At 36.6% G+C, this 14,187-nt stretch carries 13 protein-coding genes; 8 read left to right on the top strand and 5 right to left on the bottom strand.

What is annotated here, in order from left to right; genetic code table 11:
- The first annotated feature begins 43 nt into the window (after positions 1 to 43).
- From FXX65_RS05680 to FXX65_RS05700, 5 genes are all read left to right on the top strand, one after another.
- A complete protein-coding gene (locus FXX65_RS05680) occupies positions 44 to 652 on the top strand; it encodes a hypothetical protein (protein ID WP_147615455.1) in 609 nt (202 codons plus the stop codon).
- The gene (locus FXX65_RS05685; RefSeq protein WP_147615456.1) at positions 649 to 1,428 is read left to right on the top strand and encodes an ABC transporter permease; all 780 of its coding nucleotides are present in this window, start codon (positions 649 to 651) and stop codon (positions 1,426 to 1,428) included. The genes FXX65_RS05680 and FXX65_RS05685 overlap by 4 nt, the downstream gene beginning before the upstream one ends.
- Positions 1,415 to 2,137, top strand: coding sequence for an ABC transporter ATP-binding protein (locus FXX65_RS05690; protein WP_147613062.1), 723 nt, complete (start codon positions 1,415 to 1,417; stop codon positions 2,135 to 2,137). The genes FXX65_RS05685 and FXX65_RS05690 overlap by 14 nt, the downstream gene beginning before the upstream one ends.
- A gap of 242 nt (positions 2,138 to 2,379) precedes the next feature.
- Entirely contained in the window at positions 2,380 to 3,312 is a 933-nt protein-coding gene (locus tag FXX65_RS05695) for an ABC transporter substrate-binding protein (RefSeq protein WP_147615457.1), read from the top strand.
- A gap of 1 nt (position 3,313) precedes the next feature.
- Positions 3,314 to 3,859 (top strand): hypothetical protein, encoded by a 546-nt coding sequence (locus FXX65_RS05700; protein ID WP_147615458.1) that lies wholly within the window; start codon positions 3,314 to 3,316, stop codon positions 3,857 to 3,859.
- A gap of 134 nt (positions 3,860 to 3,993) precedes the next feature.
- Here FXX65_RS05700 and FXX65_RS05705 read toward each other — a convergent pair whose 3' ends face one another.
- The 3 genes from FXX65_RS05705 to FXX65_RS05715 form a co-directional block, all read right to left on the bottom strand.
- The gene (locus FXX65_RS05705) at positions 3,994 to 4,521 is read right to left on the bottom strand and encodes a flavodoxin (protein WP_147615459.1); all 528 of its coding nucleotides are present in this window, start codon (positions 4,519 to 4,521) and stop codon (positions 3,994 to 3,996) included.
- A gap of 199 nt (positions 4,522 to 4,720) precedes the next feature.
- A complete protein-coding gene (locus FXX65_RS05710) occupies positions 4,721 to 7,324 on the bottom strand; it encodes a hypothetical protein (protein ID WP_147615460.1) in 2,604 nt (867 codons plus the stop codon).
- 371 nt (positions 7,325 to 7,695) lie between these two features.
- Positions 7,696 to 8,796 (bottom strand): aminotransferase class IV, encoded by a 1,101-nt coding sequence (locus tag FXX65_RS05715; RefSeq protein ID WP_147615461.1) that lies wholly within the window; start codon positions 8,794 to 8,796, stop codon positions 7,696 to 7,698.
- Between the two features lie 203 nt (positions 8,797 to 8,999).
- Between FXX65_RS05715 and ychF the strand changes: the two genes are divergently transcribed.
- Entirely contained in the window at positions 9,000 to 10,130 is a 1,131-nt protein-coding gene (gene ychF, locus FXX65_RS05720; RefSeq protein WP_147615462.1) for a redox-regulated ATPase YchF, read from the top strand.
- An 81-nt stretch (positions 10,131 to 10,211) separates the two neighbouring features.
- On the top strand, positions 10,212 to 11,231 hold the full coding sequence (locus FXX65_RS05725; RefSeq protein ID WP_147615463.1) for an endonuclease/exonuclease/phosphatase family protein: 1,020 nt from the start codon (positions 10,212 to 10,214) through the stop codon (positions 11,229 to 11,231).
- A 120-nt stretch (positions 11,232 to 11,351) separates the two neighbouring features.
- On the opposite strand, the gene FXX65_RS05730 is transcribed toward FXX65_RS05725, so the two are convergent.
- A complete protein-coding gene (locus tag FXX65_RS05730; RefSeq protein WP_147615464.1) occupies positions 11,352 to 11,912 on the bottom strand; it encodes a GNAT family N-acetyltransferase in 561 nt (186 codons plus the stop codon).
- Positions 11,913 to 11,982: 70 nt separating this feature from the next.
- Positions 11,983 to 12,921, bottom strand: a complete 939-nt coding sequence (locus FXX65_RS05735) for a DNA-methyltransferase (RefSeq protein WP_147615465.1) — start codon at positions 12,919 to 12,921, stop codon at positions 11,983 to 11,985.
- Between the two features lie 269 nt (positions 12,922 to 13,190).
- On the opposite strand from FXX65_RS05735, the gene FXX65_RS05740 reads away from it, so the two are divergent.
- Positions 13,191 to 14,186, top strand: coding sequence for an ABC transporter substrate-binding protein (locus FXX65_RS05740; RefSeq protein ID WP_147615466.1), 996 nt, complete (start codon positions 13,191 to 13,193; stop codon positions 14,184 to 14,186).
- Position 14,187: the final 1 nt, after the last annotated feature.

The following is a 14,187-nucleotide window of genomic DNA, read 5'->3' on the forward strand; positions in this document are numbered from 1 at the left end:
TGTAATTAGTTTTTACTACTCTTTGTTAGCGTATAATAACGGTATGAATTTTGTATTTATAAATCCTGTTTCTAAAAATATGTATGATGAGCAGGAATTGAATAACTTTATCTCGGCTAAGGGTTTTGTTATTGTCGAATGCAAAAACAACTGGATACAAGAAGTTATTGAAAAATACAAACAAAGGGTTTCTTCTTCCAAGAAGACTGTTATAGATATGAGATGTCCTTTTGCGGTTGAATTCATAAAAAATTCTTTTTCAAACTCAAATGTTGAATATCCTTCTATCGAGCCAATTTTGATTCACTGTGCTAGAGAAATCGCTCAAAATTATGCAGATAAAGGAAATATATTTATAACAACCCCATGTTCTTCTTTGGCAGAATTCGGCAACTCTTTAAAATTGCAAAACACGGTTTTTGTTACCTGGAATGATTTTGTAAAAAAAATTGAATGCAATTTGCAAAAAACAATCCTTAGCGAAAGCCCAATTCCACCAGGATTTTTTTCGCCGCTTAAAGTAAAAACAAAAAGCATAACTGGAAGTGCAGCGTTAAAAGATTTTTTTAAAAGTGAAAAAGTAGCCGACTACAACTTGATTGAAATGCTCTACTGCAAAAACGGCTGCAATAATGGGGATGGAGTTTTATGAAAAAACTAAAACTTGACTCGTTAAAGTTTATTCCTGCAATCCTCACTATTTTTTCTGTTGTGCTCGTATGGTATGTAATCTGCAAACTGGGCTTTATAAGCGCTTATATTCTTCCTTCGCCTGCAAAATGCTTTAACAGTTTTGTTGCAATGGTAAAATCTGGCGATATTTTTGTTGATATTGGAATAAGCCTTTCGCGTGTGGCTAGAGGATTTTCGCTGGCTTTTCTTATCGCCTTTGTTTTGGGGATGATAAGTTCAGTAATTCCGTTTTCCAAGCATTTTTTTGAATACTTAATTCAGTTCTTTAAAAATGTTCCACCAATCAGCATGATTCCGCTACTTATTTTGTGGTGTGGAATTGGAGAAACTACAAAAACGATAATAATCATCCTCGCTTCGTTTTTTCCTATGTATATGAACATCGTAAAAGGATTTACCGGGTGCGATAAAAAATTGATAGAAGTTGGAAAGTCCTTTGGATATTCGCGAATGGAGTGTTTTTCAAAAATCATTCTTCCAAATGCGATTTCCGACATTCTGGTGGGAATGAGAGTCGGGCTTGGATACGCGTGGAGGGCGATAATCGGCGCAGAAATGGTTGCAGCTTCTACTGGGCTTGGACACATGATTTTGTTTTCGCAAACGATGTCAAGAACAGACCGCGTAATAGTTGGAATCGTCGTGATTGGGCTTGTTGGCTATCTTACAGATAAAATTTTTGGAATTGTTTTGAATAACGTTTTAAAAGGAAAGGCAGAAAATGGCTGGGATTAATTTAAAGCACATAAAAAAATCATTTACTGTCGATTCAAAAAAAATTGATGTTCTAAACGATATAAATTTGCAAATTCCAGAAAACAAGATAACCGTATTGCTCGGTAAAAGTGGCTGCGGAAAAACAACGCTTTTGCGGCTTGTTGGCGGACTTGAAACTGCGGATTCTGGCGAAATAGATTTCCAAAAAAACTTAAAGACGACCTTTGTTTTTCAAGAGCCAAGATTGATGCCGTGGCTCAATGTTCTGGGCAACACAAAATTCGGTTTAAAAAAAGCGGAGTACAACAAAGAAGAAGTTTTAAGATTGATAGAAATGGTTGGACTCAAGGATTTTATAAAGGCGTATCCGTTTCAACTTTCTGGCGGAATGCAGCAGCGGGTCGCAATCGCAAGGGCACTCGCGTATAAGGCCGATTTTATAATGCTCGACGAGCCGTTTGCCGCCTTGGATTATTTTACGCGTAGTCAAATGCAAAAGGAGTTGATTTCTATAGAAAAAAAAGAAAATAAGAGCCTTTTGTTCGTAACGCACAGCATAGACGAAGCGATAACTTTGGCAGATAAAATTGCGATAATCGAAAAGGGCAGGATAAAGCACGAATTTGATATTGATTTTGAAAAAGAAAATAGAAATCTCATGGATGAGTATTTCTTAAATTTAAAGCGACAGATTATGGAGCAACTGGATTTTTTAGTATGTAACTGAATGACTAGTTTTAAAAAAGAATAAAATTGTGCCAAAGGCGAGATTTCACATGCGAAAAAGCAGATGCGGTCTCGAGGAAAGCATAGAATTATTCGTTTATATTTTTAAAACTTAAAATTCGGCATATAAGTTTGCGTTGCAAACTTTTTTATCAAATGCACATTCTCATTACATTGCGAATGCGCGTAAAAAGCCAAATCGAAAATTGAAATTTTCTCAGTGGCTTTTTATAGGGAGTTTTTATGAAAAAACTTATCATCGTGTTGTCAGCAGCAGTTTTACTGGCAACATCATCAGTAGTTTTTGCTAGGGCAAAAAAATTAAAGAAGCTTACATTTACTTATGTAACTTCACCACTCAACATTCCTTCAATCGTTGAAAAAGATCAGAAGATTTTTGCAAACGAATTTAAAGGAACGCCAGTAGAATATGCGGAAATCACTTCTGGCGCAGAACAGACACAGGCACTTGCTTCTGGCGATGTTCAGGTTTTGTATGCAGTTGGCGGTTCATCTGTAATACTTTCTGCTGCAAACGGTGCAGACATCAAAATCCTCAACATGTATAGCCGCGCTCCAAAAGCATTCTGCTTGTATTCTAAAGACGCTTCTCTCACTTCTCCAGAATCTTTAAGGGGAAAAAAGATTGCAGGTCCTGCCGGAACAAACCTTCACGAACTTTTAACAGCATATCTTGCTTCTGCTGGAATGAAAATTACAGATGTCAACTATGTTAGCATGGGAATTCCTGCTGCAAAAGCCGCTTTGGACGGTGGCAGTATTGATGTAGCACTCCTTGCTGGAGCAGCGGCATACAATGCAGGCGCACAAGGCTATCACAAAATTACAGATGGCGACGGATACATTGCAGCAATCATCGCAGTTGCAACAACACAAAAATTCTACAAGGAAAATCCTGATGTAATAAAGAAAGTGGCTTCTGCACAGAAAAAAATTGCTGACTATATTGCAAAAAATAAGGACGCAGCCTTTGCAACAACCGCAAAATATCTTGGACTTACAGAACAAGCCGTAAAAGATATGTCTGCTGCTTACGATTTTTCAACAGAACTTACTCAGGCAGATGTAGAAGGCTGGCAAAAAACTGCTGACTTTATGTATGCTTCTGGAATGATTGATAATAAATTTGATGTAAACAAACTTTTTATAAAATAAAATGAACGGCGACATCATCAAAATTTACGACAACGATGAACTCCTTACTTTTACTTACGAAGATTTAAGGGAATATCATGGTGGTGAATTTCCTGGTGGTGTCGCACTTGTTTACAAAATGATGGTGTGGATTTTTAGCGAAATTGCAGGTGAAATTCCACACCGCAAAACCTGCTCCTTTTATTCAGGAATTGGAATAAACGGCAAGGGAATAATCGACGGTGCAAACCTCGTTATGCAAGTAAAAGAAAACGGACGCTTAAACCTCGATTTAGACTATTGCGCCAATAAAGAAGCGCCTTTAGGACCAGGTGGCGGAAAATATTATTTTGAATTGGGCTTTAACGGCAAACTTTATAAACTTGCAGTTAAACAAAACGTAATCCCAGACGATTTTTTTTCTTTTTCCAGATACTTACATCAAAAAAAGAATGAAAATCTTCCTATAACAGAACAGGATTTAGCCCAAGCGCAAACGCTTAGAAATTCGCTTGCAAAAACAATCCTTAAAACCAAGCCCGAAGAACTTTTTAGACTCTGCTTATAGATTTTTTTTCAATAAAATAATATCGAAACTTCTTTTTCCATATCATTACAAAAAAATGCGATAACAAAACACTTTAAATTTTGCTATCGCAATAAAATTTTTACTGATGAATTTTAAAAACTTTCTTACAGATCTTACTTTAAAAGTTTTTCCAGAAAGTTTTTCATCTCTTCCGCAGAAGCTCGGCTAAAATCCTTGCCGCCTTTAAAATTTGCACCTTTTGCAAATTTTGCTAAATCTGTTCCACTTCTTCCAAGCCCGCTCCCGCCACTCGTGCAAAATGTTACAAGATTTTTGCCGTTCCAATTTTGGCTTTCCACAAAGGTATAAACGATTTTTGGAGCATAAGCCCACCATATTGGATAGCACAAAATTACAGTGTCATAAGAGGAAATATCGATTTTATTTGCAATCGCGGGTCTGCTTTTTGGGTCGTTGCATTCAATCGTGGTTAAAGATTTTTTGTTGTTCCAATTTAAATCTTCCGTTGTGTATTTGTGAACAGGCTGAATTTCAAAAATATCTGCGTCGAGCACCTGTGCAAGCGATTTTGCAATCTTTTGTGTGGTTCCTGTTGCACTAAAATACACGATTGCAGTTTTTGCCGATACTGAGCTTGCAAAAATTAAGCCTGCAACGAATAACGCTAATATTTTTTTCATCTTACTCCCCTTTAAAAAGCCAAAATTCATGCAGTTTTGATTTTATCTGTTTTTTTGATTGGCGGCTTTTTGCTCCACTTGCGTTCCGCAAAAATCAGGCTTTCCAGGATTCGCCGTCTTGCGCGGCTCATTCTTCCGCTCGCTATGCTCGCTTCAGAACTGGCTTACGCCAGTCCTTCCAATCCTTGCCGCAATTTTCTTATTCAAAATAAGCACAATCTGCAGCATCGCCTTCTTGTATAAGCGTTGAAAACCTCACATCCGTTTGGGTTACATTCTTAAAACTCATTTCATTAAGCAAGTCTACAGTTATAACTCTGTTATAATCTGGATAAACATTGCCAGTTTTTCTAATTGTTCCGTCGTCCGCAATTACAAGTTCGTCTGGTTTACGTGCAATAAAGCGCCTTGGGCCTGTAAATGTAGAAGCAAGGGTTGCAGAATTTTCTTGTTGTGTAACCTTTAAAGAGTACCCTGTAAATTCACTTGAATCGTAAAGTCCCACAGTTTTAAGAATAGAATTTTTTATTTTTATTAATGCGCCACGGCTGTATACTTTACCCCACTGTTCTTCTGTGGTTGCTTTTGCAAAGGTATCACAGATTAAAGCATAAAGATTTTGGTCAACTACCTGCAAATCTGTAATTTTGTAGTTAGGTGAATTAGGTTTGTTTGTTCCAAAAATTGTTGCAGGAGAGGCATCAATATTGCTCTTTTCATATATATAAGTCTTATAGTCTTGTAAAGAAGGTGTAATGTTTACAAGAACATATTGCTTTAATTCGTATATTTTGACTATCGATAAACTTGTAAATTTAGCTGCAGCATATATTGTTTCGCCTTGTGCGTAAATTGCTGTAATATCATAATTTTGGAAAATTCGAGCAAACTTTCCTATTACATTCCCTACAGGATTTTCTACATTTTTATCATAACTGTAAAGATTTTTCTGTGAATCAAGTATGTAAATTGTAGAATCGCTTGCAGCAAGAAGCAAAGCAGAATTTCCAAGTTTGCAAATCTTTGTAGAGTTATCTTCATTTGCCGCTTTTTTATAAAGCACATATTCAAAAGTTGGATTAGAAAAATCTTTTTCTACATAGTAAAAAACTCCATCGTTATCAAAACACCATGCTTCAATCGCTTTACTTTCTCCAAGGAAAGAATTGCCTTTGTTTGTAACATCATTTGTTAAGTATGCTTTTGTCATTGGGTAATTAGATGAGTCATTCTCTTTGCTCCAAAGCATTGTGCGGCTGGCGGTAGTTGGCTTAACAGAAACAGTTCCGATATAACTGCGTACAAAGGTTTCATCGTTCGGATTTTCAGGAGTTGCCTCTTTTATGAAATCCTGTTTTTCTGTGTAATTTATTTCGGCGTTTTCTAATTCATATACAAAATAAACATCTCCAATTGAATCTTTATTTACGCTGTATTTTAAGAAAGGATTATCTTTATTGTAGAAAGAAAAATCATCAACGCTAACTTTTACAGGCAACTCATTTCCTGAGCTGTTGACTGTTTTTCCGCTAGCATCTTTTAATATAAGCTTTGCTTTTTCGCTAAATGTAAGATTTTCTATCTTGCTAAAATCAAGAGCTTTTATAGAAAGTTTTGTATTAGAAGAGTCTGATGCTGTAAAAGAAAAACCTAGTTTGTTGTTTCCGTTGTAATCAAATTCTAATGTACCATCTTCATTTTCAAAAAGAGTTCCGTCAACATCGAGCGTAATTTCATAATTTTTATCTTTTAATTTGCTCACTAAATTGTTTAAAGCAGAAATATCGATTGCACAAACTTGTGTTGTGCTGGAGTTTCTTGTTGAGTCTAGTTGTATTTCGAATGTCTCAAACGTTGTATCATTTAGAATATTTTGTGCAACTTTATTGAAAGTTGTAGGATAAGATTTAAAAAGTCCAGAATTATTTTCGCTACCTTTATCAGAAACATAATAGGTTCGTGTGCGAGTTGTGCTACTTGGCATTGTTACAGTTCTTTCAAAAGTAGTTGTTTTTCCGTCTGCAATTTCTACCAAATTGTCGCCTAAATCCATCAGGATGTATTTGTCTGCCGTTGCTGCTGCATCATAAGAATATTTAAAGAATAATCTGTGGTAGCCAGCCGGGATTTTGTTTAAATACAACTGTTTTTCTGAGCCGCTCTTGATATTTACTGGCTCTGTATCTGTAGAAGTAAATTTATGAGAATAATTTATTGGAGTTCCCTTATCGTTGTTTATGTATCGATATTCGATGTTTCCGTTTGAATCTTCTATAATTCTTCCTGCATAAAAATAAACAGTTGTGTCATTTGGAACTCCACCCTTTGCAACTTTCATTTTCCAGGATAATTTTGTATTATCGGCATCGTTACCTGCCTTTTTTAAGCCAACTGCAATGTTTACATTAACAGGATTTTGACCTACAACCACATTCGTTGCTTCGCCGTAATAATTAAAAGTTTCGGTTGAAGTTGTAGTAAAACTTCCTTCCACTGTTATTTTATACACACCCATTTGTGCAGAAAAAGCTTGGGAAGTAAGCCCATTTATTTTACCCTTTTTCACAAGTGTACCCCAGCCACTTGCTGTTCCTGGTGAAAAATATACATTCCACTCTATTTGGGTTAAGTCCACTTCTGAAGGAACCTCTGGCGAAACTGTTCTGGCATTGGAGCCCAAACTTATAACCACATTTCCAGCGGATTCTGGTGTTTTGTTTACAACCTTTTCTTCTAAAAAATCTGCACAACCAATCAAGCTCACTGTAAAAAGGATTAAAAATGCATTAAAAAGCCTTTTCATAATTTTCTCCTAAAATAAAAGCAAGAGTTTCGACAAACTTACCAAAATAATTTTGCGTCCGACTCGTCTAGATTATATCGCATATATCGTAAAAAACATAATTTGTCAGGGGAATCTATCAACTAATGCTCGAAAAAGCAAGTTATTTTTCATTGAATATAAGATTTATTTTTGGGCGTTTGGCACAACTTGCGTTGTGCCATCGGGCTTTCCATAACTGCGCCTTTTAGGCTTCGACTGCAAAACGCACTAAAATAGCGTGCGTTTTGCATTTTGCTCGCAGTGTTGTAACACCGCTTCGCAATTCTTCCAATCCCTAACGCAAGTTTAGTTGTACACGAGTGTACAAAAAATAACAAAGTTAACTGGCGCTAGTTGTTTCCTTGTATTACAACGGTGTTCCAGTTGTTTGGATCTGCGATTGCTCCGTATTGGCGGCCTTTTAGTTCATGCTGCAATTCTTTTGCTACAGGTCCAAAGCCACTGCCAAAGTCTGTCTTTTTGCCTTTTAAATCTGTTATAGATGACATTGGGCTTATTCCTGCGGCTGTTCCTGTTACAAAGCATTCTATCGCTTTCTTTTGCACTTCTTTTACAGAAATTTGTCTTTCTTCAACCTTGTAGCCTTTTTCTTTTGCCAGTACGATTACAGACTTTCTTGTTATTCCTGGCAATATCGTGTCCGAAAGTTCTGGAGTAACTATCGTCTTGTCTTTTAAAACAAAGAATATGTTGCAGCTTGACCCTTCCTGAAAATACTTGCGGTGTACAGCATCCAAATATACGCATTCAACAAAGCCTTTTTCTTCTGCTTCTTTTTTTGCCAGTGCAGAAATTACATAGTTGGAAGCGCATTTTATGTAGCCTGTTCCGTGAGGAGTGGCTCTTATCCTTTCTGTTATTACTGCTCCGTCTAAACCTGCTTTAAAATATGCAGATACTGTGGTTGCACAGATTATTACGCAAGGTTGCTGTGCACAGCCAACGCCTATTGCTCCTTCAGAGTTCATAAATGGGCGGATATATATTGATTCTGCGTTTGCAAAATCTGTTTTTTCCCATTCTGGATTGTATTTTGGAACATAGCCCAATTCAGCATTTTTCTTTACAAATTCTACAGAGGCTTTTACATACATTTCTACAGGAAAAGGTGGACAATACATTCCCTTCATGGAATTGTAAAATCGTTTTGCATTTTCTTCTGGTCTAAAAATCGCAACTCCGCCGTCTTTTGTCGGGAATCCCTTCATTCCTTCAAAACAGCTGTATGCGTATTGTGAGGTATAAGAAACGGAAGGTGTTCCCATCTGATTGCGTTTGTCTAAAATCACTTTGCGTTCATCTTCGCTCATTGCCATCAGTTCGTCGTGTGGAATTTTGTCGCTTTCCAGCCACTGTTCGTCCCAGTTTTTAGTTTGCGGATTGTATTTTGCCATGTAAATTATTGGATAAAGATTTAATGCAAATGCCATTTTTCCTCCAAAGGTGCAATTTAAATCGCATCCTTATTTTATTTTTGCTCAAGGATATTACTTTTTGTATTAAGTGTAAATAAATTAAGCAACGGTAAAGTCCTTTTAGAATCTTAAAGCTTGCCTTGTTATAAAAAAGCTTTTATGTTGAGCATTTTGCCGAATAAGGATAAAATCGCATATCTTTTTTTGAGGAAATTCAGATGAAATTAACTTGTGGTATAGTTGGACTTCCAAATGTAGGAAAATCGACAATTTTTTCTGCACTTACAAGAGCGCCTGCGGAAGCGGCAAATTATCCGTTTTGTACAATAGAACCGAATCACGGAGTTGTTGAACTTCCAGATGAAAGGCTCGATTTTATGGCTGGAATCTTTGAGCCTAAAAAGAAAATTCCTGCAACTGTAGATTTTGTTGATATTGCAGGTCTTATAAAAGGAGCTTCCAACGGAGAAGGTTTAGGAAACAAATTCCTTGCAAACATAAGGGAAACTTCTGTAATCGCCCATGTTGTGCGCTGTTTTGACAATCCAGATATTCAGCATGTGCGCGAAGACGCAAAAAGCGATGCTCCTATAGACCCGGAAAACGACATCCTCACGATAAACTATGAACTTTGCCAAGCGGATATAGATACAATCGCAAAACGGGAAGACAAAGTTATAAGGCAGATTCGCTCTTTGGGAAAAGCCGAAGAAAAAAAGTTTGCAGGCTACAGAAGCGCTGTCGATAAGATACTCCCTTTGTTGCAGGAAGGTCGCTGCGCTCGCCAGGTAGAACTTACAGATGAAGAAAAAGAAGGAATTTACGACCTTCATCTGCTTACGATAAAACCTCAACTCATAGTCTGCAACATCGATGAAGATTCCATCGCTTCTGGAACAAACAAATATGTTGAACAGGTTAAAAAACTTGCAGAACAGGAAAAGAGCGAAGTTGTTGTAATCTGTGGAAAATTTGAAAGCGACCTTGTAGACATTGACTTGCCAGAAGACCGCAAAGAATTTATGGACAGCGTCGGTTTAAAAGAGTCTGGACTTTCTGTTTTGGCACGAGCCGCTTATCACCTTATGGGCTTACGCACATTCTTTACCGCTGGAACCGATGAATGCAGAGCCTGGACGATTCACAATGGTGATAAGGCACCGCAAGCTGCTGGTGTTATTCACACAGATTTTGAAAAAGGCTTTATCAAAGCAGAAGTCTATTCTATAGAAGATTTACGAAAATACAAAAGCGAAGCCGAAATAAAATCCGCAGGAAAATACAGGCAGGAAGGAAAAGAATACGTTGTTCAGGATGGCGACGTTATATTCTTTAAATTTAATGTCTAGTTTTTTTGTAAAAATCAAATAATTTTTTAAATTTTTTGTCAAAAAACGATTATCGAAGCAAATTGATGTGCAGAGGTTTTTATGAAGAAAAATTCTGTATATCTTTTTGCTTTTTTATTTGCAATTCAATTTTCTTCCGTTGCGTCTTGCAAGGATTTTAATTTTCATCAAGTCCGGCAAAATTCAAAATCGGTTAAAGAAAAAAAATCAACTTTAAAAATTCTCAACTGGAATGCAGAAACTTTTTTTGACGCAAATTTCGATGGCAATGAATATTCTCAATTTCGCGGAACTTCATCGCACTGGACTCAGGAAAAGTACGAAAAACGCCTTAAAAATCTTGTCGAAGTTATAAAAACTGTGAATGCAGATGTTGTCGTAATTCAGGAACTTGAAAAAAAAGAACAGTTAAACGACATCTTTAATAGCTTTTGTTCTTCTTTTAATTCTTCAAAAAATTACAATTATGCTTGCTTTGCAAAAGAAGATGGGGCTGCGATAGGTCTTGCCGTTTTGAGCCGGCTGCCATTGAAAAATCCTACAGTGCATTCTATTGATATAAGAAGCGAAGTAAAAAAACAACCAGCATTGCGACCTCTTTTAAAAGTCTATGTGGAAAAAGGCGGAAAAGATATTTTATTGATGGTAAATCATTGGAAGAGTAAGAGCGGTGGAGAACAGGAAAGTAAGATTTGGCGGGAATATCAAGAAACACTTCTTGCAGAAAATTTTTTACTTGCAGAAAACAATGGCGAAAGAGCTCTTGCCTGTGGCGATTTTAATCAGGATATAAATGAGTTTTCAAAAATCCATTGCGACAAAAACTCTTTTAATATCGCACTTGGTAAAGAAAAATCTGCAAAAGTGTATTCGCCTTGGTTTTACGATAAAAAGCTTGTAATGCCAGGAAGTTATTTTTTTAGAGAAAGATGGGAGCGGATAGACCATTTTTTTGCAGGTAGAGGCGTAAATATTTTAGATTTTAAAGTTGAAAACAAAGGCTCTTGGGCAACAGACGGAGGAAAACCAAAAAGATATGCCATAAAATCCGCAAGCGGATATTCGGATCACTTCCCTATAAGTTGCAAAGTGGAATGGTAGTTTTTTTGTGCACTTATATAAAACTATTTACAGTTCAATGCATTATTCATATTGAATAGTTTATATTGGTGCATATTCAATACGAATGTTGCTTGCACTCATGTGTAAGTTCAAGAATCATTATTTTGAATCCCATTCGCTTTTTAATATCGAATACCAAACTTCATCGACTATCCCCTGATTGCAAAAAGCGGCACTTCTAAGAGTTCCTTCGTAACTCATTCCAATTTTTTGCATGACTCTTCCAGATTTGGGATTGTTTTTATCATGGCTTGACGCAATTCTATTGAATCCCACTTCTTCAAATAGATATTTCAAAACAGCCTTGCATGCTTCTGGCATTATTTTTCTTCCCCACCATTTGCTTCCTATGCAGTATCCAATAACACTAGACATAGTTTCTTCACGGAGTTCGACAACTGAAATATTTCCTACAAGGGCGTTTTCTTCTTTTAATTCGATTGCCCAGTTATAAAAATCTTTATTTGCATACTTAGGAATCCAATCACAAAGCACAGATTTTGTAACATCCTGATTTGCATGAGTTGGCCAGGTGAGGAATTTTGTTACTGAGTCCTCGCATGCCCAGTTTTCATACATTTTTACATAATCGTCTATTTTGAACTGCCTGAGTATGAGCCTTTGCGTTTCTAACTTTTTTGTTCCCTGATGATTTAACATTTTTCATCTCCTTGGTTAAAAGCTATGTCAGATTTGCTTCTATATTTACAGTAAATTGAGGTTTGAAAAATTACTCGTTTCTCTGATGAAAAATTCCATCTTCAAAACCCTGTATAGTTTTGTTAGATTCGGCTTTTTCAAGCCGATATTGTGCCCAAGCGCAGAAAAGTTTTTCCCTTTCGATTGAGCACCAGTGTCTGCCTAATTTTTTTGCTGTAACTGCTGTAGAGCCTGAGCCTCCAAATGGATCAAAAACTAAATCGCCTGCGTTTGAAGAGCATAAAATAAGTTTTGCTAGTAATTTTTCGCTTTTTTGTGTTGGATGAGCGGTATTCTCTGGCATTGACCAAAATGGAATTGTTATATCGTTCCAAAAATTCGAAGGAAAAGTATCTCGAAAATTTCCTTGTTCTGTTTGCGTCCAGTCTTTTGGCTTTCCGTCTTTTTTATATGGAGCGATAACTTTTTTTCTGACCTTTACCGCTTCCGTGTTGAATGTGTAGTTTTTGCCTTTTGTAAAAAACCAAATGTCTTCCAGACAATTTTTCCAGTTTGAATTTGCGCCGCGCCCTTTTTCGCGTTCCCAGGTTATTCTATTGCGCAAAATAATTTTTCCTTCTTCTTCATATTCGCACAATACTTGCCCCAAAATGATAGAACTTTTCCAGTCTGTGCAAATATACATTGACCCATTTTCTGTTAATAGAGGAATGGTTTTGGAAAGCCAATCTTTTGTGTAACTTTTGTATTCGGCGTTGTTCTGGATTAAAAATTTTGAAGAAGCGTATTGTTTTGAAAGGTTGTAAGGTGGGTCTGCAATTATTAAAGGAAATATTGAATGCGGTAGACGTTGCAAAATTTCAAAGGAATCTGCGCAGATTGTTTTATCTTGCAATTCTGAAAGTGAAAATTGAGTTGAGGCATCGGGAAAAAAACATCGCTCAAGATATATTTTGCCTTCTTGCTCAGAAAAATCGATTGTCTTATTTTTTACGGATTTTTTTTGCATGAGCCAAATATAGCAAAATTTAAATTCTTAGTCTTTGATATGACAAAGTTTTGGCTTTTAGAATTGTGGCTTTTAAGAAAAATAATCCTAACCCGTGCATTAGCCATGCCAAAGGCAGTGTCTGTGCTTTGCACAGACACCGAGCGCTTAGCGAGTGGCGGTTGGACGGTCGTAACAATAAATTATGTTTCCCTTGCTAAAAAAAACAAATTGTTTTATATTGCTGTCAGTTTTACGAGTTTGCATTGCAAACATTTTTAGGAGGCTTTATGAAAAAGTTTTTAGCAGCTTTTTTTTCCATCTTTATTTTTTGGGGGCTTTTTTCAAGTTGTGGGCTTAAAAAAAAGGAATTAAAAGTTTATTCGATAATTCACGACGAAGAAACCGAAGCACTTTGTAATCTTTTTACAAAAGAAACTGGAATAAAAGTTCAATATTTGCGTGCAACTACAGGGGAACTTGTAAATCGTGTGATAGCTGAAAAAAACGATCCTAAAGCGGATGTGCTTTTGGGCGGAGGGTCTTCTTATCATATTCAGGCGGCAAATGCTGGAGCGCTTGGATATTATGTTCCATCGATTGCAAAAAATTTTCCTGCATACTCGCGTTCTTCTGACGGCACTTGGACGGGTTTTTGTGTTCTTTCTTTAGGGATTGGCGTTAATAAAAAACGTTTTGAAAAGAAATTCCCTAATATCGCTATGCCAAAAAATTGGGAAGATTTGCTTAATCCAGCTTTTAAAGGTGAAATTGTAATGACAAATCCTTCGAGCTCTTCAACTGCTTACCTTTTTGTTCAAAATCAACTACAGCGATTGGGCGAAGTTGAAGGTTGGAAATATCTTTCGACTCTTGAAAAATTGGTGGGACAGTTTCCAGACAGCGGAAGTGCGCCTCCAAAACTTGTTGGAACTGGTGAATATGCGATTGGTATCGCTTACATCCATGCTTTGTCAAAATACAGGGCACAGGGTTTTGACATTGTAACCGCTTCTCCGATGCAAACCGCGGGTGATGTTGATTGCATTTCCATATTAAAGAAAGCGAAAAATTATGATTCTGCAAAAAAATTTGTAGATTTTATACTTGGCAAAGAAGCTCAGGAATTGATGACATCTATCGATTTTACTGTTCCTGTTAATCCTGAAGCTGCAGTTATCGAAGGCTGTACCAGAATTGAAGATATTGATTTAATTGATTATGATAGTAAAAAAGCTGCCGCAGAAAAAAAAGAAGTTTTGGAACGGTGGTCTAAATTAAGATAAT

This window comes from Treponema pectinovorum (genome assembly GCF_900497595.1).
Lineage (GTDB): Bacteria > Spirochaetota > Spirochaetia > Treponematales > Treponemataceae > Treponema_D > Treponema_D pectinovorum.

What these genes read in the sequence shown, in the direction of transcription:
- FXX65_RS05695 (WP_147615457.1), top strand. Translation starts at nt 2,380, where the DNA reads ATGAAAAAACTTATCATCGTGTTGTCAGCAGCAGTTTTACTGGCAACA.
- FXX65_RS05730 (WP_147615464.1), bottom strand. Translation starts at nt 11,912, where the DNA reads ATGTTAAATCATCAGGGAACAAAAAAGTTAGAAACGCAAAGGCTCATA.
- FXX65_RS05700 (WP_147615458.1), top strand. Translation starts at nt 3,314, where the DNA reads ATGAACGGCGACATCATCAAAATTTACGACAACGATGAACTCCTTACT.
- ychF (WP_147615462.1), top strand. Translation starts at nt 9,000, where the DNA reads ATGAAATTAACTTGTGGTATAGTTGGACTTCCAAATGTAGGAAAATCG.
- FXX65_RS05735 (WP_147615465.1), bottom strand. Translation starts at nt 12,921, where the DNA reads ATGCAAAAAAAATCCGTAAAAAATAAGACAATCGATTTTTCTGAGCAA.
- FXX65_RS05705 (WP_147615459.1), bottom strand. Translation starts at nt 4,521, where the DNA reads ATGAAAAAAATATTAGCGTTATTCGTTGCAGGCTTAATTTTTGCAAGC.
- FXX65_RS05715 (WP_147615461.1), bottom strand. Translation starts at nt 8,796, where the DNA reads ATGGCATTTGCATTAAATCTTTATCCAATAATTTACATGGCAAAATAC.
- FXX65_RS05690 (WP_147613062.1), top strand. Translation starts at nt 1,415, where the DNA reads ATGGCTGGGATTAATTTAAAGCACATAAAAAAATCATTTACTGTCGAT.
- FXX65_RS05685 (WP_147615456.1), top strand. Translation starts at nt 649, where the DNA reads ATGAAAAAACTAAAACTTGACTCGTTAAAGTTTATTCCTGCAATCCTC.
- FXX65_RS05725 (WP_147615463.1), top strand. Translation starts at nt 10,212, where the DNA reads ATGAAGAAAAATTCTGTATATCTTTTTGCTTTTTTATTTGCAATTCAA.
- FXX65_RS05680 (WP_147615455.1), top strand. Translation starts at nt 44, where the DNA reads ATGAATTTTGTATTTATAAATCCTGTTTCTAAAAATATGTATGATGAG.
- FXX65_RS05740 (WP_147615466.1), top strand. Translation starts at nt 13,191, where the DNA reads ATGAAAAAGTTTTTAGCAGCTTTTTTTTCCATCTTTATTTTTTGGGGG.
- FXX65_RS05710 (WP_147615460.1), bottom strand. Translation starts at nt 7,324, where the DNA reads ATGAAAAGGCTTTTTAATGCATTTTTAATCCTTTTTACAGTGAGCTTG.